The organism is Shewanella algae, assembly GCF_009183365.2.
Classification (GTDB): domain Bacteria; phylum Pseudomonadota; class Gammaproteobacteria; order Enterobacterales; family Shewanellaceae; genus Shewanella; species Shewanella algae.
In genome coordinates, this window is record NZ_CP068230.1 from 240,768 (window position 1) to 263,145 (window position 22,378).

General features: G+C 50.4%; 16 protein-coding genes, 4 tRNA genes and 1 rRNA gene. 20 read left to right on the forward strand and 1 reads right to left on the reverse strand.

The features are described 5' to 3' along the window. The first annotated feature begins 38 nt into the window (after window positions 1-38). The 3 genes from rrf to birA all read left to right on the forward strand — a co-directional run bounded on the left by rrf (window position 39) and on the right by birA (window position 2,553). Window positions 39-154, forward strand: a 5S ribosomal RNA gene (gene rrf / locus E1N14_RS01105). A 411-nt stretch (window positions 155-565) separates the two neighbouring features. After that, a complete protein-coding gene (gene murB / locus E1N14_RS01110) occupies window positions 566-1,591 on the forward strand; it encodes a UDP-N-acetylmuramate dehydrogenase (RefSeq protein ID WP_025012137.1) in 1,026 nt (341 codons plus the stop codon). Between the two features lie 2 nt (window positions 1,592-1,593). Then, the gene (gene birA, locus E1N14_RS01115) at window positions 1,594-2,553 is read left to right on the forward strand and encodes a bifunctional biotin--[acetyl-CoA-carboxylase] ligase/biotin operon repressor BirA (protein WP_025012138.1); all 960 of its coding nucleotides are present in this window, start codon (window positions 1,594-1,596) and stop codon (window positions 2,551-2,553) included. Here the strand turns inward: birA and coaA are convergent, their stop codons facing one another. Beyond that, window positions 2,554-3,501: a type I pantothenate kinase gene (gene coaA, locus E1N14_RS01120; protein ID WP_025012139.1), complete on the reverse strand. Its 948-nt coding sequence runs from the start codon at window positions 3,499-3,501 to the stop codon at window positions 2,554-2,556. It lies immediately after the preceding gene. Window positions 3,502-3,734: 233 nt separating this feature from the next. On the opposite strand from coaA, the gene E1N14_RS01125 reads away from it, so the two are divergent. The 17 genes from E1N14_RS01125 to tuf (E1N14_RS01205) all read left to right on the forward strand — a co-directional run bounded on the left by E1N14_RS01125 (window position 3,735) and on the right by tuf (E1N14_RS01205) (window position 22,141). After that, a tRNA-Thr gene (locus tag E1N14_RS01125) sits at window positions 3,735-3,810 on the forward strand. Window positions 3,811-3,818: 8 nt separating this feature from the next. Then, a tRNA-Tyr gene (locus E1N14_RS01130) sits at window positions 3,819-3,903 on the forward strand. A 35-nt stretch (window positions 3,904-3,938) separates the two neighbouring features. Continuing rightward, window positions 3,939-4,012, forward strand: a tRNA-Gly gene (locus E1N14_RS01135). Between the two features lie 9 nt (window positions 4,013-4,021). Next, a tRNA-Thr gene (locus E1N14_RS01140) sits at window positions 4,022-4,097 on the forward strand. Window positions 4,098-4,213: 116 nt separating this feature from the next. Beyond that, window positions 4,214-5,398 carry an elongation factor Tu gene (gene tuf / locus E1N14_RS01145; protein ID WP_071239068.1) on the forward strand — a complete coding sequence of 395 codons (1,185 nt, stop codon included), beginning with the start codon at window positions 4,214-4,216 and terminating at the stop codon, window positions 5,396-5,398. Window positions 5,399-5,661: 263 nt separating this feature from the next. Beyond that, window positions 5,662-6,042 (forward strand): preprotein translocase subunit SecE, encoded by a 381-nt coding sequence (gene secE, locus E1N14_RS01150; RefSeq protein WP_025012048.1) that lies wholly within the window; start codon window positions 5,662-5,664, stop codon window positions 6,040-6,042. A gap of 8 nt (window positions 6,043-6,050) precedes the next feature. After that, a complete protein-coding gene (gene nusG / locus E1N14_RS01155; RefSeq protein ID WP_025012047.1) occupies window positions 6,051-6,602 on the forward strand; it encodes a transcription termination/antitermination protein NusG in 552 nt (183 codons plus the stop codon). A gap of 123 nt (window positions 6,603-6,725) precedes the next feature. After that, complete coding sequence (gene rplK / locus E1N14_RS01160) at window positions 6,726-7,154, forward strand: 50S ribosomal protein L11 (RefSeq protein ID WP_025012046.1); 429 nt, start codon at window positions 6,726-6,728, stop codon at window positions 7,152-7,154. A 4-nt stretch (window positions 7,155-7,158) separates the two neighbouring features. Beyond that, window positions 7,159-7,860 carry a 50S ribosomal protein L1 gene (gene rplA, locus E1N14_RS01165; protein WP_025012045.1) on the forward strand — a complete coding sequence of 234 codons (702 nt, stop codon included), beginning with the start codon at window positions 7,159-7,161 and terminating at the stop codon, window positions 7,858-7,860. A gap of 262 nt (window positions 7,861-8,122) precedes the next feature. Then, a complete protein-coding gene (gene rplJ, locus E1N14_RS01170) occupies window positions 8,123-8,623 on the forward strand; it encodes a 50S ribosomal protein L10 (RefSeq protein ID WP_025012044.1) in 501 nt (166 codons plus the stop codon). Window positions 8,624-8,677: 54 nt separating this feature from the next. Beyond that, entirely contained in the window at window positions 8,678-9,046 is a 369-nt protein-coding gene (gene rplL / locus E1N14_RS01175; protein WP_025890054.1) for a 50S ribosomal protein L7/L12, read from the forward strand. A 233-nt stretch (window positions 9,047-9,279) separates the two neighbouring features. Continuing rightward, on the forward strand, window positions 9,280-13,311 hold the full coding sequence (rpoB, locus tag E1N14_RS01180) for a DNA-directed RNA polymerase subunit beta (protein WP_025012043.1): 4,032 nt from the start codon (window positions 9,280-9,282) through the stop codon (window positions 13,309-13,311). 84 nt (window positions 13,312-13,395) lie between these two features. Next, on the forward strand, window positions 13,396-17,607 hold the full coding sequence (gene rpoC / locus E1N14_RS01185; RefSeq protein WP_044733357.1) for a DNA-directed RNA polymerase subunit beta': 4,212 nt from the start codon (window positions 13,396-13,398) through the stop codon (window positions 17,605-17,607). A 178-nt stretch (window positions 17,608-17,785) separates the two neighbouring features. After that, window positions 17,786-18,160: a 30S ribosomal protein S12 gene (rpsL, locus tag E1N14_RS01190; protein WP_025012042.1), complete on the forward strand. Its 375-nt coding sequence runs from the start codon at window positions 17,786-17,788 to the stop codon at window positions 18,158-18,160. Between the two features lie 76 nt (window positions 18,161-18,236). After that, window positions 18,237-18,707, forward strand: coding sequence for a 30S ribosomal protein S7 (gene rpsG, locus E1N14_RS01195; RefSeq protein ID WP_025012041.1), 471 nt, complete (start codon window positions 18,237-18,239; stop codon window positions 18,705-18,707). A gap of 72 nt (window positions 18,708-18,779) precedes the next feature. Beyond that, window positions 18,780-20,876, forward strand: coding sequence for an elongation factor G (gene fusA / locus E1N14_RS01200; RefSeq protein WP_025012040.1), 2,097 nt, complete (start codon window positions 18,780-18,782; stop codon window positions 20,874-20,876). A gap of 80 nt (window positions 20,877-20,956) precedes the next feature. Beyond that, entirely contained in the window at window positions 20,957-22,141 is a 1,185-nt protein-coding gene (gene tuf / locus E1N14_RS01205) for an elongation factor Tu (protein WP_071239068.1), read from the forward strand. The last annotated feature ends 237 nt before the right edge of the window (window positions 22,142-22,378 follow it).

Below are 22,378 nucleotides of genomic sequence, written 5' to 3' on the forward strand. Positions count from 1 at the left end.
CAATACCGTCAGACGGACAATTAACCAGTAAGAATATGTCTGGTGACAATAGCATTGTGGTCCCACCTGATCCCATCCCGAACTCAGAAGTGAAACGCAATCGCGCCGATGGTAGTGTGGGGTCTCCCCATGTGAGAGTAGGTCATCGCCAGACGCCTAATAAAATGAAAATCCCCAGCACTTTGTGTTGGGGATTTTTCGTTTTAATTGCATTTTGAAATGTCCACTCTCACATGGGGAAGATAAAGAGTCCGAACGTAGTGAGGCACAATCCCATGTGGAGTAGGGTGAGGTTGTCGCGTTTATCAAACTCAGTTTGATGCGCCAGACGAACGCGGAGAGCTTGCTCGAAGCTGGCCATCGCCAGACGCCCAATTAAGTAGAGAAGCCACCTGCATAAGGTGGCTTTTTTGCGTTTAGGGCCTGTGAGATTTGCCTTAATCCAGCTTTGAGTCGGTAGCAGCCGAGTAGCTTGCTGCTGGATATTCGCTTATGGGTGTTTTGCGGCTGAAATAGCCGGCTAATCCCGTTACAATGCTGCTTTTATTTGCAGTGAAAGCTTTAGATGCCAACTCTAGTCCACTCCCTTAAATCTTTGAACACCTTTGGAATCGACTGTTGCTGTCGGGAACTCATCAGAGTGAGTTCTACCACGGAGCTTGTCCAGGCTTGCATGCAGCATAAGGGCGATGAGACCCCTATGCTGATCCTCGGTGGTGGCAGTAATCTATTGCTGCTTGAAGATTATCAAGGGACAGTGATTCAAATCGGTACCAAGGGAATCGATGTCTGTGAGGATCAAGAGCATTTTTATCTAAAGGTTGCCGCCGGTGAAAACTGGCACGATTTGGTTTGCGAAACGCTTAAGCTGGGGATGCCGGGGCTTGAGAATATGGCTCTGATCCCGGGGACAGTTGGTGCAGCGCCTATTCAAAACATAGGCGCCTATGGAATTGAGCTGTGTCAGTTGTGTGACTGGGTTGAGTACTTGGATCTGCAGACCGGCGCGCTAACTCGTCTCGAGGCCGCTGATTGTGATTTTGGCTATCGTGAGTCGATTTTCAAAAATGAGCTCAAGGGGAAGGCTGTGATCACCTCTGTCGGCTTGAAACTGCCTAAAGCCTGGCAGCCGAAACTGAGTTATGGGCCGTTGCAGTCGCTCGCTGAAGAGATTGAGGTGACCGCGACCATGATTTTTGAGCGGGTATGTCAGGTTCGTCAGGAAAAACTGCCGGATCCTGTAGTGCTTGGCAATGCCGGCAGCTTTTTCAAGAATCCTGTGGTTGCTGCTGCCGACTATCTTAAATTGGCCGAACGCTTTCCTGATTTGGTGGGTTATGCTCAGCAGGATGGTACTGTTAAGTTGGCCGCAGGCTGGCTTATCGATAAGGCAGGTTTGAAAGGTTTCCAGTTGGGAGCGGCAGCAGTCCATGATAAGCAAGCCCTGGTACTGGTGAATAAAGGTGGTGCCAGGGGTAAGGATGTGGCTAATTTGGCGCGGGAAATTATCAGGCAAGTGCAAGCGCGCTTCGGTGTCGAATTGCAACCCGAGCCGCGAATTTTTGCGGCAACAGGAGAGAGGAGTCTCTGACGATGACCGAACAGTGGAAGCGCAAGCGGGAAATATTACAGCTGTTGCAGCAGGGTGAGTTTGTCTCCGGCGAAAAGCTGGCCGAACAGCTCGGTGTCAGCCGTACGGCTGTCAGCAAACATATCAGTGCCTTGACTGCCTTTGGGATCGATATCTTCAGCGTGAAAGGCAAAGGCTATAAGTTAGCGAGAAGCCTGCATCTTATCGATAAGCCGCGTTTGCTTTCCGCTATAGATAACCGTTGTTTCTACTTTGATGAACTCGGTGGTACCAATACATTCCTGCTCAACCATGTCGATGAATTGAGTAATGGCGATCTCTGTATTGCCGAGTACCAATCTGCCGGACGAGGGCGTAGAGGACGCCAGTGGTTGTCGCCCTACGGCAGTCACCTCTATTTCTCTATGTACTGGCAGTTCTCTCAAGGCCTTTCTCAGGCGATGGGCTTGAGTCTGGTGGTTGCCTGTTCACTGGTTAGCGTGTTGGAGTCTTTCGGTATTGCCGGTTTGGGAGTGAAGTGGCCCAACGATATCTATCTCGATGGCCGTAAACTTGCCGGTGTGCTGATTGAAATGAGTGGTACTGCCGACAGCGAATGCGATCTGGTGATCGGGATAGGCCTGAATATGGCTATGCCTGCTGAACTGGGTGAACAACTGGATCAACCCTGGAGCGATCTCAGTGGACTTGAATCTATGCCGGACAAGACTGAGTTGGCTATCAATCTCCACCAACAGTTATTGAAAGATATTAAGCTGTTTGAGACTCAGGGATTGGCTGCATTCAGCACCAGGTGGCAGAGTGCCGATATCTTTGCCGGTCAACAGGTCAAATTGCTGCTGGGTGAACAGCAAATTAGCGGCCACTACCTGGGAGTGGATGAGCAAGGTGGCGTCATCCTACAGACAGAAACGGGTCCACAGCATTTTGTCGGCGGGGAAATCAGCTTACGCGGCGCTTGATTATTTTCGCAGCAGCACTTTATCCATCAGGTGGTCTTGACCCTTTTTCAGAATAAGATGTGCCCGCTCGCGGGTGGGCTCAATATTCAGATTCAGGTTCGGGCCATTGATGGTGTCCCAGATATTGGCGGCTATATGTTCGGCTTCGGCATCGCTCAGCTTGGCATAGTGGTGGAAGTAGGAGCGCTCATTGGCAAAAGCCGTATGCCGGAACTGCAGGAACCTATCTATATACCAATGTTTCAGCAGTGATTCGTCCGCATCTACATAGATAGAGAAGTCCACGAAATCAGAAACAAATGGACGCTTGATACTCACGGGAGAATCCAGCTCTGTCTGCAGTACATTCAAGCCTTCAAGGATCAAAATGTCCGGCTGTCTGACCTGCTGCACTTCGGGGAGCCGGTCGTAACTGATGTGGGAATATAGCGGAGCCTCGACCAACTCGGCGCCTGACTTGATGGCAGCGATAAACTCCACCAATAGCTTCATGTCATAGCTTTCCGGAAAGCCTTTACGCTGCAACAACCCTTTTTGTTTCAGCTCGGCCAGCGGGTAGAGAAAACCATCCGTAGTAATCAGATCGACCTTAGGGTGTTCGGGCCAATGGCTCAAAAGTGCCTGCAGGATACGGGCTGTGGTACTTTTCCCAACGGCGACACTGCCGGCAATACTGATAATGTAAGGACTCTTGGCCGGGGTTTGCCCCAAAAACTCATTTAACACCAAACCTCTTTGCTGCTTGGCGCCAACGATCAAGTTAAGCAGACGACTGAGGGGCAAATAGATGTCGGTAACTTCAGTGAGGGAAACCTTTTCATTAATCCCCCGCAGCTTTTTCAATTCGGTTTCGCTCAAGGTCAAAGGCACCGACTCGCGAAGTTCGGCCCATTGCTGGCGGTGAAACGGCATATATAATGCCTGTTGAATTGAGTTGGCTGTTGTCATCTGATTTCCTCTGCTCAGGCAAGGCACAGTACACCATGAATTATTCATGAACAATAAAAAATCCCTATGCCAAGCCGAATTGTTTATCCCGTGTACAGAGGGTTAAGAAGGAGTTGAATACCTACGTAGTGTCAGAGTAAAAAAGCACCATTCAGGGCTTTTTTTCGAAAAAAAGCCAATTTCCTATTGCACTCGCCCCAACATTTACCTAATATCCGCTACCGAAATGAAGTGCCGGCATAGCTCAGTTGGTAGAGCAACTGACTTGTAATCAGTAGGTCCCGAGTTCGACTCTTGGTGCCGGCACCAATTTTATCGGAGGGGTTCCCGAGTGGCCAAAGGGATCAGACTGTAAATCTGACGGCTCCGCCTTCGAAGGTTCGAATCCTTCTCCCTCCACCATTTTCAAGGTAAGTAGGTAGCCTTAAGTAGGTTGCGCGGGCATCGTATAATGGTATTACTCCAGCCTTCCAAGCTGATAACGCGGGTTCGATTCCCGCTGCCCGCTCCAAATTTGCATGCTGATATGGCTCAGGTGGTAGAGCGCATCCTTGGTAAGGATGAGGTCGGCAGTTCGAATCTGCCTATCAGCACCAGCCTATCTTAAATTTTACCTCTGCCTTTTATAATCTGTTCGATGTCATTCATTTGCATCGGACTTTTTCACTATATATGGTTTCACCACCAGAAAATCTTAGATTGAGGCAATACCATGTCTAAAGCTAAATTTGAACGTAGTAAACCCCACGTTAACGTGGGTACCATTGGCCACGTGGACCATGGTAAAACCACTCTGACTGCTGCTATCTCAACTGTACTGTCTAAGACTTACGGTGGTGAGGCGCGTGACTTCGCAGCGATCGATAACGCTCCAGAAGAGCGTGAGCGCGGTATTACCATCAATACCTCTCACATCGAGTATGACACTCCAACTCGTCACTACGCCCACGTAGACTGCCCAGGTCACGCTGACTATGTTAAAAACATGATCACCGGTGCTGCCCAGATGGACGGCGCAATCCTGGTAGTAGCTTCTACTGACGGCCCAATGCCACAGACTCGTGAGCACATCCTGCTGTCTCGTCAGGTAGGTGTACCTTTCATCATCGTATTCATGAACAAGTGTGACATGGTAGACGATGAAGAGCTGCTGGAACTGGTAGAGATGGAAGTTCGTGAACTGCTGTCTGAGTACGATTTCCCAGGTGATGACCTGCCAGTAATTCAGGGTTCTGCTCTGAAAGCTCTGGAAGGCGATGCTCAGTGGGAAGCCAAGATCATCGAACTGGCAGAAGCACTGGATACCTACATCCCTGAGCCAGAGCGTGATATCGATAAGCCATTCCTGCTGCCTATCGAAGACGTATTCTCAATCTCTGGTCGCGGTACTGTAGTAACAGGTCGTGTAGAGCGCGGTATCATCAAAGTTGGTGACGAAGTAGAAATCGTGGGTATCCACGACACTACCAAGACTACCTGTACTGGTGTAGAAATGTTCCGTAAGCTGCTGGACGAAGGTCGTGCCGGTGAGAACTGCGGTATCCTGCTGCGTGGTACCAAGCGTGATGAAGTAGAGCGTGGTCAAGTACTGGCTAAGCCTGGTTCAATCACTCCACACACCAAGTTCGAATCAGAAGTTTACGTGCTGTCTAAAGAAGAAGGTGGTCGTCACACTCCATTCTTCAAAGGCTACCGTCCACAGTTCTACTTCCGTACAACTGACGTGACCGGTACTATCGAACTGCCAGAAGGCGTAGAGATGGTAATGCCAGGTGACAACATCAAGATGACAGTAACTCTGATCTGCCCAATCGCGATGGACGAAGGTCTGCGCTTCGCCATCCGTGAAGGTGGCCGTACAGTTGGTGCTGGTGTTGTAGCCAAGATCATCGCTTAATTGCGAGACAGGTTACTTTGAAAAAGGAAGCTTCGGCTTCCTTTTTTGCTTGCTGGCGTAAAGTGTCAGGCTTTCTCTTGGTTTCGCCCTGTGTATCCTTGATAACAAAGCTGATTAAGAATACAATCTATGGCCGATTTTTGTGCCCTGAGCCGGAGAATTCTCGTCAGGGGCGAGTTCGAAAGCGGGCTGGCGCTGATTTAAGCCTTAAACTTACTCAGCTGTCCCTTGGCTCAGGTCGTAATGAGTAACGGAATTAACCGATGACAACAAATACTGAAAACCAGGGCAACTCTCTGGATATCGTAAAGTGGGTAATAGCTATACTACTGGTGGTAGTGGCTATCGTTGGCAACCAGATGTACAACAACAGTGAAATCATCACTCTGCCAATCCGCGCTGCGGGTGTGGTTGTTGTATTTGCTATTGCTGGTTTTATTGCTCTGCAAACTGTTAAGGGTAAGCAAGCATTGGCCTTTGCCCGTGAGTCCCAAATTGAAGTACGCAAAGTCGTATGGCCGACTCGTCAAGAGGCGTTGAATACCACCTTTATCGTACTGGCTGCGACAGGTATCCTGGCCTTGATTCTCTGGGGACTGGATGCGGTATTGCTGCGCATTGTCAACTTTATTACTGGCGTATAGGCACTAGAATGACTGAAGCTAAAGAAGCTAAGAAAAGATGGTATGTGGTTCAGGCTTTTTCCGGTTATGAAGGCCGTGTATGTAAGTCTCTGCTTGAACACATCAAAATGCACGGTATGGAAGAGTTCTTCGGCGAAGTCCTGGTTCCGACCGAAGAAGTTGTGGAAATGCGTGCCGGCCAACGCCGCAAGAGCGAGCGCAAGTTCTTCCCCGGCTATGTGCTGGTACAGATGGAAATGAACGATCAAAGCTGGCACTTGGTGAAAAGCATCCCACGTGTGATGGGCTTTATCGGCGGCACTTCAGATCGTCCTGCTCCTATTTCCGATAAAGAAGCCGAGGCTATCCTGCGTCGTCTGCAGGAGACTACAGATTCTCCGACTCATCGAGTTATGTTCGAACCCGGCGAAGTGGTTCGAGTTACCGATGGTCCGTTTGCCGACTTCAATGGTACTGTTGAAGAAGTGGATTATGACAAGAACCGCGTCAAGGTGTCTGTGATGATCTTCGGTCGTTCAACTCCGGTTGAGTTGGACTTTAATCAGGTCGAGAAATCCTGATTAAATAAAATACAAAATCCGTTTGGCAACGGGTGCGGATTTCTATATAATCCGCACCCGTTGTTTTCGGGGAGCTCAAGGCATGTCGCCTGAGCGTTTGAACCCAAACTGAGGAAATGTCAGATGGCAAAGAAAATTGAAGCTTACATCAAGCTGCAAGTAGCAGCCGGTGCTGCAAACCCGTCTCCACCAGTTGGTCCAGCTCTGGGTCAAAAAGGTGTGAACATCATGGAATTCTGTAAAGCATTCAACGCTCGTACTGAAAAGTTCGAAAAAGGTATGCCAATTCCAGTAGTGATCACTGTTTACAACGATCGCTCATTCACTTTCGAAACCAAGACTCCACCTGCAGCCTTCTTGCTGAAGAAAGCCGCTGGTCTGAAGTCAGGTTCTGCTCGTCCTAACACTCAGAAAGTGGGTACTATCAAGCGTAGCCAGGTTCAGGAAATTGCTGAAACCAAGGCAACCGATATGACTGGTGCTGACATTGAAGCGATGACTCGCTCAATCGAAGGTACTGCGCGTTCCATGGGTTTGGTAGTAGAGGACTAATATAATGGCAAAGCTGACTAAGCGCATGCGCACCATCCGCGAAAAAGTGGACGTAACCAAAGCATACGACATCAACGAAGCTGTAGCTCTGCTGAAAGAACTGGCTACTGCCAAGTTCGTTGAGAGCGTAGACGTTGCCGTTAACCTGGGTGTTGATCCTCGTAAATCTGACCAAAACGTTCGTGGTGCCACTGTGCTGCCACACGGTACTGGTCGTGAAGTACGTGTTGCTGTATTCACTCAAGGTGCCAATGCCGAAGCTGCGAAAGAAGCTGGTGCTGAACTGGTAGGTATGGAAGATCTGGCTGAGCAGGTGAAAGCCGGCGAAATGAACTTCGACGTAGTTATCGCATCTCCTGATGCAATGCGCGTTGTTGGTATGCTGGGTCAAATCCTGGGCCCACGCGGCCTGATGCCTAACCCTAAAACTGGTACTGTAACTCCTAACGTTGCCGAAGCTGTTAAGAACGCCAAGGCTGGTCAGGTTCGTTACCGTAACGACAAGAACGGTATCATCCACACTACTATCGGTAAAGTGGACTTCGAAACCGCTCAACTGAAAGAAAACCTGGAAGCACTGCTGACTGCACTGAAGAAGGCCAAGCCTGCTGCAGCCAAAGGCCAGTACGTGAAGAAGGTAAGCATCTCCACCACTATGGGTGCAGGTGTAGCTGTTGACCAGAACACTCTGGACACTGCTAACTAATTTTACAAAATGCGCGCGTTAGCCTATAATGCGCGCACTTTTGTGGGTTGGAACCTATGACGAGTGTTTACACTCGGATGGGTTTCCGTCCAAGACCGCAGGTGTTGACCGTCTGGGATACTTAATTTCCTGCGTAGACGGTGTCAGGCCCCAGATAGATTTATTTCTGCTGGATTATCTGCACCGTAAGTAACTGAGTACGTTTGTATTCAGTATGGTAAACACTGGGGGATTCCCCAGGTAGAATCCAGGAGTAAAGCCAATGGCATTAAGACTCGAAGACAAAAAAGCGATTGTTGCTGAAGTCAACGAAGCTGCCAAAGGTGCGCTTTCTGCAGTTGTCGCCGATTCACGCGGTGTAACTGTAGGTGCTATGACAGTTCTGCGTAAGACTGCTCGCGCAAACGGTGTGTATGTACGTGTAGTACGTAACACCCTGGCTCGCCGCGCAGTTGAAGGCACTGCTTTTGAGTGTCTGACAGAGGTGTTCTCTGGCCCAACTTTGATTGCTTTCTCTAACGAGCACCCAGGTGCTGCAGCTCGTCTGTTAAAAGACTTTGCTAAAGAGCAAGCCGCTTTCGAAGTTAAAGGTGCAGCTTATGAAGGGGAATTCATCCCTGCAGCTGACATTGATCGTTTGGCAAAACTGCCAACTTACGAAGAAGCACTGGCACAGCTGATGATGACTATGAAAGAAGCATCTGCTGGCAAGTTCGTTCGTACTCTGGCCGCTCTGCGCGATCAAAAACAAGAAGCCGCTTAATTTCAAGCTGGCTGCTTAACAGAATTGAATTCAGAACAATAGGAAACATTTGTTATGTCTATCACTAAAGACCAAATCCTTGAAGCCTTTGCAGCTATGTCTGTAATGGAAGTTGTTGAACTGATCGAAGCTATGGAAGAGAAGTTCGGCGTATCTGCTGCTGCCGCAGTAGTTGCTGGCGGCGCTGGTGAAGCTGCTGCTGCTGAAGAGAAAACCGAGTTCGACGTAGTTATGACTTCTCACGGTGACAACAAAGTTGCTGTGATCAAGGCTGTACGTGGTGCCACAGGTCTGGGTCTGAAAGAAGCCAAAGCTATGGCTGAATCTGCTCCAGTAGCTGTTAAAGAAGCTGTCTCTAAAGAAGAAGCTGAAGCTCTGAAGAAAGAACTCGAAGAAGCTGGTGCTCAAGTAGAGATCAAGTAAGTCATACTGACTTACAATCACCCAAGCCAATTGGGTGGAGGCTGGCGGTTTTTTGACCGTCGGCCTTTTTTGCGCTGTAAGCGTTGGCGATTTTTTTCACCGTTTGTCGCCAGATTTTGCAGTCCCTAGCAGTGATTATTGGTTAGGTTCTTGCCATCAACGGTGATGGGCAAACGTGCTGGATTAACTGTGTTGATTCAGTCTTGGTCACATCTCGCAAGCAGAGGAAACCCATGGTTTACTCCTATTCTGAAAAGAAGCGTATTCGCAAAGACTTCGGTAAGCGTCCACAGGTGTTGGACATCCCTTACCTGTTGTCTATTCAGTTAGACTCTTTTAAGAAGTTCACCGATCAAGATCCTACCGGTGAGCGTGGCCTTGAGGCCGCTTTCCGTAGCGTTTTTCCCATCAAGAGCTTTTCTGGTAATTCAGAACTGCAGTACGTCAGCTATAAGCTGGGCGAGCCTGTTTTTGATGTGAAAGAGTGTCAAATCCGCGGTGTGACATACTCCGCTCCACTGCGCGTTAAGCTGCGCATGGTGCTGTATGATCGTGAAGCTGCCGCCGGCACTGTAAAAGATATTAAAGAACAAGAAGTCTACATGGGGGATATCCCTCTGATGACTGAAAACGGTACCTTTGTTATCAATGGTACTGAGCGTGTTATCGTATCTCAGTTGCACCGTAGCCCAGGTGTGTTCTTCGACCACGACCGTGGTAAGACACACTCTTCAGGTAAAGTGCTGTATAACGCGCGTATTATTCCTTACCGCGGGTCTTGGCTCGACTTCGAGTTCGACCCTAAAGATGCGTTGTTTGTACGTATCGACCGTCGCCGTAAGCTGCCTGCCAGCATCATTCTGCGTGCCCTGGAATATTCTACTCAGGATATCCTCGACATCTTCTTTGAGCGTGTCGACTTCAAGATCAAGAAAGATTCTCTGGTCATGACACTGGTTCCTGAGCGTCTTCGTGGCGAAACTGCCAGCTATGACATCAAGGATTCAGAAGGCACTGTGCTGGTAGAGAAGGGCCGTCGTATCACTGCCCGTCATATCCGCCAACTGGAAAAAACCAACACTACTGAACTGGAAGTTCCGGTTGAGTACATAGTTGGTAAAGTGGCGGCTCAGGACTATATCGATCCTGACACAGGTGAAGTACTGGTTACCGCCAACAACGAGATCAGCCTGGAAGACCTGGCCAATCTGTCACTGGCCGGTATCAAAGAGGTCAGCACCCTGTACATCAACGAGCTGGATCACGGTGCTTACATCTCTGACACTCTGCGTATTGACTCAACCACCAACCGTTTGGAAGCGCTGGTTGAAATCTATCGCATGATGCGTCCTGGCGAGCCACCAACCAAGGATGCCGCCGAAGCTCTGTTCCAAAACCTGTTCTTCAGCGAAGAGCGCTATGACCTATCTAAAGTGGGCCGGATGAAGTTCAACCGTCGTCTCGAAATCGACGAGAACGAGGGTACCGGTGTACTGACCAAAGAAGACATAGTTGCCGTAATGAAGAAGATCATCGAAATCCGTAACGGTTTTGATGAAGTCGATGATATCGACCACCTGGGTAACCGTCGTATCCGTAGCGTTGGCGAAATGGCCGAGAACCAGTTCCGTGTCGGTCTGGTACGTGTTGAGCGCGCTGTACGTGAACGTCTGTCTCTGGGCGATCTGAACGAGCTGATGCCTCAGGATCTGATCAACGCCAAGCCAATCTCTGCTGCAGTGAAAGAGTTCTTCGGTTCTTCTCAGCTGTCGCAGTTTATGGATCAGAACAACCCACTGTCAGAAGTGACTCACAAGCGCCGTATTTCGGCTCTTGGTCCTGGCGGTCTGACCCGTGAGCGTGCCGGCTTCGAAGTTCGAGACGTGCACCCAACTCACTATGGTCGTCTGTGTCCAATTGAGACCCCTGAAGGTCCAAACATTGGTCTGATCAACTCACTGTCTACCTTTGCCCGTACCAACTCATACGGCTTCCTGGAAACACCTTATCGTAAGGTGATCGACAGTGTGGTTACCGATGAAGTGGAATATCTGTCAGCCATCGAAGAAGGCCGCTATGTGATTGCACAGGCCAACATCGAGCTCGACAACGAAGGTCGCATTGTGGAAGAGCAGGTTGCCTGTCGCCACAAGGGTGAATCTACCTTTATGCGCGCTTCCGATATCCAGTATATGGACGTATCTCCACAGCAGATCATCTCTGTGGCGGCATCTTTGATCCCATTCCTTGAGCACGACGACGCTAACCGTGCATTGATGGGTGCAAACATGCAACGTCAGGCAGTACCAACACTCAAGTCAGAGAAGCCTCTGGTGGGTACAGGTATTGAACGTACACTGGCTGTTGACTCAGGCGTGGTTGTGGCTGCCAAGCGTGGCGGTGTGATCGACTATGTTGATGCCAGCCGCATCGTGGTTAAGGTTAACGAAGATGAGCTGCGCCCAGGCGAAGCCGGTATCGATATCTACAACCTGACCAAGTACACCCGTTCCAACCAGAACACCTGCATCAACCAGCGTCCATGCTGTAGCGTAGGTGAGCCTGTGGTGCGTGGTGACGTGCTGGCCGATGGTCCGTCAACCGACTTGGGCGACCTGGCTCTGGGTCAGAACATGCGCGTGGCCTTCATGCCATGGAACGGTTACAACTTTGAGGATTCCATCCTTATTTCCGAGCGCGTAGCGCAGGAAGACCGTTTCACGACTATCCACATTCAGGAACTGTCCTGTATTGCCCGTGACACCAAGCTGGGTAGCGAAGAGATCACTGCTGACATCCCTAACGTAGGTGAGTCTGCACTGAGCAAGCTGGATGAATCCGGTATCGTTTACATCGGCGCCGAAGTTAAAGGCGGTGACATTCTGGTTGGTAAGGTAACGCCTAAGGGTGAAACTCAGCTGACTCCGGAAGAGAAACTGCTGCGGGCTATTTTCGGTGAGAAAGCGTCTGACGTTAAAGACAGCTCTCTGCGTGTACCTAACTCAGTGAAGGGTACAGTTATCGACGTGCAAGTCTTCACCCGTGACGGTGTTGAAAAAGACAAGCGCGCCATCGAAATCGAAGAGATGCACATTGCTCAAGCCCGTAAGGACTTGACTGAAGAGTTCAAGATCCTCGAAGAGGGTGTACTGAGCCGTGCCCGTAACCTGCTGCTGAGCGCCGGTTTCAGTGAAGCCAAACTGGCTGAACTGCCACGCAAAGACGTATTGGTTCAGGTTATCGACGATGAAGCCAAGCAAACCGAACTGGAACAGCTGGCTGAACAGCACGAAGAGCTGAAAGCCGACTTTGACAAGAAGTTCGAAGTCAAGCGTCGCAAGATCACCCAAGGTGATGATCTGGCTCCAGGCGTACTGAAGATCGTTAAGGTTTACCTGGCGGTTAAGCGTACCATCCAGCCTGGTGACAAGATGGCCGGTCGTCACGGTAACAAGGGTGTGATCTCCAAGATCTGTCCTATCGAAGATATGCCATACGACGAGCAGGGTAACCCTGTCGACATCGTACTGAACCCTCTGGGTGTACCTTCGCGGATGAACATAGGTCAGGTACTGGAAGTTCACTTGGGTGCTGCGGCTAAAGGTATTGGTAATCGCATCAATGCCATGCTGGAAGAACAGCGTGAGCTGGCCGAACTGCGTGGCTACATCAAACAGGTCTATGAACTGGGCGATGAAGTGAAGCAGCGCGTGGATATCGATTCATTTACCGATGATGAAGTTCTGCGTCTGGCCAAACACCTGAAGGATGGTCTGCCAACGGCAACCCCAGCCTTCGACGGTGCCAAAGAGAAAGAGATCAAGCAGATGCTTGAACTCGCAGGTCTGCCGACTTCTGGTCAGCTGAATCTGTTTGATGGTCGTACCGGTAACCAGTTCGAGCGTCCTGTGACCGTAGGTTACATGTACATGCTCAAACTGAACCACTTGGTTGATGACAAGATGCACGCCCGTTCTACCGGTTCGTACAGCTTGGTTACTCAGCAACCTCTGGGCGGTAAAGCTCAGTTCGGTGGTCAGCGTTTCGGTGAGATGGAAGTGTGGGCCCTGGAGGCATACGGTGCTGCGTATACTCTGCAGGAAATGCTCACAGTGAAATCGGATGACGTTAACGGTCGTACTCAGATGTACAAGAACATCGTTGACGGTAACCATCAGATGCAGCCAGGAATGCCAGAGTCCTTCAACGTATTGCTGAAGGAGATCCGTTCTCTCGGTATCAACATCGAGTTGGATCAAGAGTAAGACGCGGTTTAAAGCCTGCGTTTGGCAACGAATTGGTGCTCCGCGAGAGCGGGGCACCGGGTTTAACTCCTTCAGGAGAGAAACGTGAAAGACTTATTAAAGTTTCTGAAACAGCAAAGCAAGACTGAAGAATTTGAAGGCATCAAGATCGGCCTGGCGTCGCCTGATCTGATCCGTTCTTGGTCATTTGGTGAAGTTAAGAAGCCTGAAACCATCAACTACCGTACATTCAAGCCTGAGCGTGAAGGCCTGTTCTGTGCCCGTATCTTTGGCCCGGTCAAAGATTACGAGTGTCTGTGCGGTAAGTACAAGCGTCTCAAGCACCGCGGTGTGATCTGTGAGAAGTGTGGCGTTGAAGTGACCCAGACCAAAGTACGTCGTGAGCGTATGGGCCACATCGAACTGGCCAGCCCAGTTGCCCACATCTGGTTCCTCAAGTCACTGCCATCCCGTATCGGTCTGATGCTGGACATGACTCTGCGTGATATTGAGCGGGTACTCTACTTCGAATCTTATGTGGTTATCGAGCCAGGCATGACCAGCCTGGAGCGCGGTCAAATGCTGACCGAAGAAACCTACCTGGATGCGCTGGAAGAGTATGGTGACGAGTTTGAAGCCAAGATGGGTGCCGAAGCGGTTCTGGAACTGCTGCGCGCTATCGATCTGGAGAAAGAAGTTGAGCAGATGCGCGAAGAGCTGCCATCTATCAACTCTGAGACCCGTCGCAAGAAAGTCACCAAGCGGTTGAAGCTGGTTGAGGCCTTCTACCATTCAGGCAACAAGCCAGAGTGGATGATCCTCAAGGTGCTGCCGGTTCTGCCACCTGATTTGCGTCCTCTGGTTCCACTGGACGGCGGCCGTTTCGCGACTTCAGATCTGAACGATCTGTATCGCCGCGTGATCAACCGTAACAACCGTTTGAAGCGTCTGCTGGATCTGGCTGCTCCGGATATCATAGTTCGCAACGAAAAGCGTATGCTGCAGGAATCTGTTGATGCCCTGCTGGATAACGGTCGTCGCGGTCGTGCCATTACCGGTTCCAACAAGCGTCCTCTAAAGTCCTTGGCCGACATGATCAAGGGTAAGCAAGGTCGTTTCCGTCAAAACCTGCTGGGTAAGCGTGTTGACTACTCAGGCCGTTCGGTAATTACCGTGGGCCCAACTCTGCGTCTGCACCAGTGTGGTCTGCCGAAGAAAATGGCGCTGGAACTGTTCAAACCATTTATCTACGGCAAGCTGGAAGGTCGTGGCCTGGCCACTACCATCAAAGCCGCCAAGAAGATGGTTGAGCGTGAAGTTGCCGAGGTTTGGGACGTACTGGATGAAGTGATCCGCGAACACCCTGTGATGCTGAACCGTGCACCAACACTGCACCGTTTGGGTATCCAGGCGTTCGAACCTGTACTGATCGAAGGTAAAGCGATTCAACTGCACCCACTGGTGTGTGCGGCCTATAACGCCGACTTCGACGGTGACCAAATGGCGGTACACGTGCCTCTGACGCTGGAAGCCCAGCTGGAAGCCCGTGCGTTGATGATGTCAACCAACAACATTCTGTCGCCTGCCAACGGTGAGCCGGTTATCACTCCTTCTCAGGACGTGGTACTGGGTCTGTACTACATGAGCCGTGAACGCGTAAATGGCCGCGGTGAAGGTATGGCCTTTGAGTCTGTTGCCGAAGCCGAGAAAGCCTATCGCACTGGTGCCGCCGAGCTGCACGCCCGGGTTAAAGTTCGTATCACCGAAACTCATATCGATGAGAATGGTGAACGCACCCAGCAGCGCCGCATTGTCGACACCACAGTAGGTCGTGCTCTGTTGTCACTGATCTTGCCAGCCGGTATGTCTTTTGATCTGGTTAACCAGAACATGGGCAAGAAGCAGATCTCCCGTTTGCTGAACACCTGCTACCGTCAGCTGGGTCTGAAAGATACTGTTATCTTTGCTGACCAACTGATGTACACAGGTTTCCAATACGCCACTATCTCTGGTGCCTCTGTCGGTATCAACGATATGGAAATCCCGGAAGCCAAGTACAAGCTGGTTGCCGACGCAGAAGCCGAAGTTCTGGAAATCCAGGAACAGTTCCAGTCTGGTCTGGTTACTGCCGGTGAGCGTTACAACAAGGTTATCGATATCTGGGCCAGCGCCAACGAGAAAGTCTCCAAGGCGATGATGGAAAACCTGTCTTCCGAAGTGGTTATCAACCGCGACGGTGAAGAAGAGAAACAGGCTTCCTTCAACAGCATCTACATGATGGCCGACTCAGGCGCTCGTGGTAGTGCCGCTCAGATCCGTCAGTTGGCGGGTATGCGTGGCCTGATGGCCAAGCCAGACGGCTCTATCATCGAAACGCCCATCGTGGCGAACTTCCGTGAAGGTCTGAACGTACTGCAGTACTTTATTTCTACTCACGGTGCTCGTAAGGGTCTGGCGGATACCGCACTTAAGACTGCGAACTCAGGTTATCTGACTCGTCGTCTGGTGGATGTTGCTCAGGATCTGGTTGTTATCGAAGATGACTGTGGTACTCACGAAGGTCTGATCATGAAGCCGCTGATTGAAGGTGGTGACGTGGTTGAGCCGCTCCGTGAGCGGGTACTGGGTCGTGTTGTTGCCGAGGATGTTTACTATCCTGGTTCCGACGAAGTCCTGGCGCCACGTAACACTCTGCTGGATGAAGCATGGTGTGACAAGCTGGAAGAGTACAGTGTTGACGAAGTTAAAGTTCGCTCTGTGATCTCCTGTGATACCGACTTCGGTGTTTGTGCCAAGTGTTACGGTCGTGACCTGGCCCGAGGCCACCTGATTAACCAAGGTGAAGCAATCGGGGTTGTCGCTGCTCAGTCAATCGGTGAGCCTGGTACACAGCTGACGATGCGTACCTTCCACATCGGTGGTGCGGCATCCAGGGCTTCTGCAGAAAACAACGTTCAGGTGAAGAACGCCGGTAACCTGAAGCTGCATAACGCCAAGTTCGTTAAGAACAGCGATGGCAAGCTGGTTATCGTATCGCGCTCGTCCGAGCTGGCGATTATCGATGAACTGGGCCGTGAGAAAGAGCGCTACAAGGTGCCTTACGGTACTGTGCTGGAAACGCTGGAAGGCGCCGAAGTTACAGCTGGCCAGACTATCGCTAACTGGGATCCACATACTCACCCAATCATCACTGAGGTGGCGGGTTATGTGAAGTTTGAGCAGATGATTGACGGTGTCACCATCTCGCGTCAAACCGACGAGCTGACCGGTCTGTCTTCTATCGTGGTATTGGATGTGGCCCAGCGCCCAAGCGCCGGCAAAGAAATGCGTCCAATGATCCGTTTGGTTGACGAAAACGGTAATGACCTGACCATTCCTGGTACCGACGTACCTGCGCAGTACTTCCTGCCCAGCAATGCGATCGTAAACCTGGAAGATAATGCTCAGATCAGCGTCGGTGATGCACTGGCTCGTATTCCTCAGGAATCGTCCAAGACTCGCGATATTACCGGTGGTCTGCCAAGGGTTGCTGACCTGTTCGAAGCCCGTAAGCCAAAAGAGCCGGCGATTCTGGCTGAGATCAGCGGTACTATCTCCTTCGGTAAAGAGACCAAAGGTAAGCGTCGTCTGGTCATTACCCCTGCTGAAGGCGGTAACCCATACGAAGAGATGATCCCTAAATGGCGTAACCTGAACGTGTTCGAAGGTGAAAAAGTCGAACGCGGTGAAGTGATCGCCGATGGTCCAGAGTCTGCTCACGATATTCTGCGTCTGCGCGGTATCCACAACGTAGCCAACTACATTGTGAATGAAGTACAGGACGTATATCGTCTGCAGGGTGTGAAGATTAACGACAAGCACATTGAGGTGATCATTCGCCAGATGCTGCGTAAGTGTCTGATCACTGAAGCCGGTGATTCTGAGTTCCTCGAAGGGGAGCAGGTTGAGGTGTCCCGCGTCAAGATCGCTAACCGCGAACTGGAAGAGCAGGGCAAGATTCCGGCCAAGTTCGAACGCGAACTGCTGGGTATCACCAAAGCCTCTCTGGCGACTGAGTCCTTCATCTCTGCGGCCTCGTTCCAGGAAACCACTCGCGTACTGACCGAAGCGGCAGTAGGCGGTAAGAGTGATAACCTGCGCGGTCTGAAAGAGAACGTGATCGTAGGTCGTCTGATCCCGGCTGGTACCGGTTATGCTTACCACAACAACCGTAACCAGGCCCGCGGTGAAGTAGCGACTGAAGCACCTAGCATCAGCGCCAGCGAAGCCGAACAGAACCTGGCCGATCTGTTGAACCTGGCTGGTAGTCAGGAATAAGTAGCATAGATGTTATAAAAGGCGCCGAAAGGCGCCTTTTTCATTGGAATACGCTGCAAAAGTTGGCTATTTCTTGACAGCCAAGCCTTACCTTTCTAAAATTCCGCGTCCCACTATTGTGGGATTAGATTTTTCACACCTTATTGTTGAGTTGAAATCAACTGATTCGGAGCTATACATGGCAACTGTAAACCAGTTGGTACGTAAGCCTCGCGCACCTAAAGTCGAAAAGACTAACGTGCCTGCGTTGAACGCGTGCCCACAAAAGCGTGGTGTTTGTACTCGTGTGTACACCACTACTCCAAAAAAACCTAACTCTGCACTACGTAAAGTAGCTCGTGTGCGTCTGACCAACGGTTTCGAAGTAACTTCGTACATCGGCGGTGAAGGCCACAACCTGCAGGAACACAGTGTAATCCTGATCCGTGGTGGTCGTGTTAAAGACTTACCTGGTGTGCGTTATCACACTGTTCGTGGCGCCCTGGACTGTGCTGGTGTGACTTCACGTCGCCAAGCTCGTTCTAAGTACGGTGCTAAGCGTCCTAAGTCTTAATGGTTTTCCGTTAAGTAAGGCCAAGCTAAATATAAATTCCAGTTTTGGAAATACCTGAAGCATACGGAGAATAGTTATGCCAAGACGTCGCGTAGTAGGACAACGTAAGATCCTACCTGATCCAAAGTTTCAAAGTGAGTTGCTGGCTAAGTTCATCAACGTCATTATGCAGGACGGCAAAAAGTCGACTGCTGAAAAAATTATCTACAAAGCACTGGATGTTGTCGCCGATAAGAAAGGCGAAGAGCATCTGGTTATCCTTGAAGCAGCCCTGGAAAACGTTCGCCCAGCGGTAGAGGTTAAGTCTCGCCGTGTTGGTGGTTCTACTTACCAGGTTCCATGTGAAGTTCGCCCAGTTCGTCGTAACGCACTGGCGATGCGCTGGTTGGTTGAAGCTGCTCGTAAGCGTGGTGAAAAATCTATGGCTCTGCGCCTGGCAGGTGAACTGCTGGACGCTTCCGAAAACAAAGGTACTGCCGTTAAGAAGCGCGAAGACGTGCATCGTATGGCAGAAGCCAACAAAGCGTTTGCTCATTACCGTTGGTAATATCGGGCGCGGGATTGCCCGCGCTTTCTCTGACATTGCTAAGATTTTTATCTTAGTCAAGAGGGTATAATCGTGGCTCGTACAACTCCAATTGAGCGTTATCGCAACATAGGTATTTGTGCTCACGTTGACGCAGGTAAAACCACTACCACAGAGCGAGTCCTGTTCTATACAGGGGTAAACCACAAGATGGGTGAAACCCATGACGGTGCGTCTACCACTGACTGGATGGTTCAGGAGCAGGAGCGGGGTATTACTATTACCTCTGCGGCTGTTACCACGTTCTGGCGAGGTATGGATGCCCAGTTTACTGAGCATCGTATCAATATCATCGATACCCCAGGTCACGTCGATTTTACTATTGAGGTAGAGCGTTCTCTGCGCGTACTTGACGGTGCCGTAGTGGTCTTTTGTGGTTCTTCTGGTGTGGAACCTCAATCTGAGACCGTATGGCGTCAAGCCGACAAGTATCATGTCCCCCGTCTGGTGTTCGTCAATAAGATGGACCGTGCCGGTGCCGACTTTGATCGCGTAGTAGGACAGATCCGTAACCGTCTCGGTGCAACTTGTGTACCTATTCAATTGAATATTGGTACAGAAGAAAACTTTAGCGGGGTTATCGATCTCATCAAGATGAAAGCCATCAACTGGAATGAAGAAGACCAGGGCCTGACTTTCACTCACGAAGAGATCCCAGAGCATTTGCTTGCCAAGGCAACCGAAATGCGCGAATACCTGGTAGAGAGTGCCGCAGAGGCTTCTGATGAGCTGATGGACAAATACCTTGAAGAAGGTGAGCTCACAGAAGAAGAGATCAAAAAAGCGCTTCGTCAACGTACTATCAACAACGAAATTGTGCTGGCTACCTGTGGTAGTGCCTTTAAAAATAAAGGCGTACAGGCAGTTCTCGATGCCGTTGTTGAATACCTTCCTGCTCCTGTTGATGTTCCTGCGATTAAGGGCATCGATGACAGAGAACAGGAAGTTGAGCGTGTTTCTGATGACAATGCACCTTTCTCTGCGTTGGCATTCAAAATCGCAACAGACCCATTTGTGGGTACTTTGACCTTTATCCGGGTTTACTCAGGTGTCCTGGAGTCGGGTTCAGCCGTTTACAACTCTGTAAAAGAGAAGCGTGAGCGTATCGGTCGTATCGTGCAGATGCACGCCAACGACCGTAAAGAACTGAAAGAAGTGCGCGCAGGTGATATAGCTGCTGCTATCGGCCTGAAAGATGTGACAACCGGTGACACCCTGTGTGACCCAGACCATAAGGTAATTCTGGAGCGGATGGAATTCCCCGAGCCGGTTATTACCATTGCTGTGGAACCTCGTTCCAAAGCTGACCAGGAAAAGATGGGCATTGCGCTGCAGAAGCTGGCAATGGAAGATCCTTCTTTCCGGGTTGAGACTGATGAGGAGTCGGGTCAGACTCTGATTTCAGGTATGGGTGAGCTACACTTGGACATTATCATCGACCGTATGCGCCGTGAGTTCAGCGTTGAATGTAACGTTGGTAAACCTCAGGTGGCTTATCGTGAAACTATCCGCAGTGCCGTGGAAGTGGAAGGTAAGTTTGTGCGTCAGTCTGGTGGTCGTGGTCAATTCGGTCATGTCTGGCTGAAACTGGAGCCTCGTGAAGAGGGTGCCGGTTATGAGTTTGTCAACGAAATCGTTGGTGGTGTAGTTCCTAGAGAATACATTCCTGCGGTTGACAAAGGTATCCAAGAACAGATGAAGAACGGTGTTGTCGCCGGCTTCCCTGTATTGGACGTGAAGGTCACTCTGTTCGATGGTTCATATCATGATGTGGACTCGAACGAAATGGCGTTCAAAGTTGCAGGTTCTATGGGCTTCAAGAAGGGGGCGCTGCAAGCTAACCCTGTGTTGCTCGAGCCTTGCATGAAGGTTGAAGTGACAACCCCAGAAGACTACATGGGTGACGTAGTAGGTGATCTGAACCGTCGTCGTGGTCTTATCGAAGGTATGGATGACGGCGTCGCCGGTATCAAGATCATTCGAGCTGTGGTACCTTTGGCTGAAATGTTTGGTTATGCAACAGATTTGCGCTCAGCGACTCAGGGTCGGGCTTCATACTCCATGGAGTTTTTGAAGTACTCTGAAGCGCCGCAAAACGTTGCTAAAGCAGTTATCGAAGCTCGTACCTGATTTAGGTAACGGCATTAACTGTTATTTTGATTGATGGTGTCCGGCAGCGCCGGACTCTTCTGAAAAGAAAGGAATATATCGTGTCTAAAGCTAAATTTGAACGTTCCAAGCCCCACGTTAACGTGGGCACCATTGGTCACGTTGACCATGGTAAAACCACTCTGACTGCTGCTATCTCAACTGTACTGTCTAAGACTTACGGTGGTGAGGCGCGTGACTTCGCAGCGATCGATAACGCTCCAGAAGAGCGTGAGCGCGGTATTACCATCAATACCTCTCACATCGAGTATGACACTCCAACTCGTCACTACGCCCACGTAGACTGCCCAGGTCACGCTGACTATGTTAAAAACATGATCACCGGTGCTGCCCAGATGGACGGCGCAATCCTGGTAGTAGCTTCTACTGACGGCCCAATGCCACAGACTCGTGAGCACATCCTGCTGTCTCGTCAGGTAGGTGTACCTTTCATCATCGTATTCATGAACAAGTGTGACATGGTAGACGATGAAGAGCTGCTGGAACTGGTAGAGATGGAAGTTCGTGAACTGCTGTCTGAGTACGATTTCCCAGGTGATGACCTGCCAGTAATTCAGGGTTCTGCTCTGAAAGCTCTGGAAGGCGATGCTCAGTGGGAAGCCAAGATCATCGAACTGGCAGAAGCACTGGATACCTACATCCCTGAGCCAGAGCGTGATATCGATAAGCCATTCCTGCTGCCTATCGAAGACGTATTCTCAATCTCTGGTCGCGGTACTGTAGTAACAGGTCGTGTAGAGCGCGGTATCATCAAAGTTGGTGACGAAGTAGAAATCGTGGGTATCCACGACACTACCAAGACTACCTGTACTGGTGTAGAAATGTTCCGTAAGCTGCTGGACGAAGGTCGTGCCGGTGAGAACTGCGGTATCCTGCTGCGTGGTACCAAGCGTGATGAAGTAGAGCGTGGTCAAGTACTGGCTAAGCCTGGTTCAATCACTCCACACACCAAGTTCGAATCAGAAGTTTACGTGCTGTCTAAAGAAGAAGGTGGTCGTCACACTCCATTCTTCAAAGGCTACCGTCCACAGTTCTACTTCCGTACAACTGACGTGACCGGTACTATCGAACTGCCAGAAGGCGTAGAGATGGTAATGCCAGGTGACAACATCAAGATGACAGTAACTCTGATCTGCCCAATCGCGATGGACGAAGGTCTGCGCTTCGCCATCCGTGAAGGTGGCCGTACAGTTGGTGCTGGTGTTGTAGCCAAGATCATCGCTTAATTGCTGATCTAAGCTATCGTAAAAAGGCGACCCCCGGGTCGCCTTTTTATTGGCCGCTTGTCAGTCGCTCAAAAACGGTTGGCAATGAGCGCTAAAGTCAGTATAATTTGCGCCACTTTTTGAAGCGTTAATGCTGTTGATAATTCCGACAGTAGGCTTGTAATCCGTAACTGGATGAGTATAATAGCCTCCTCGCTTAACTTGAGTAAGCGACAAAAGTTGATTTAGCCCTAGGGG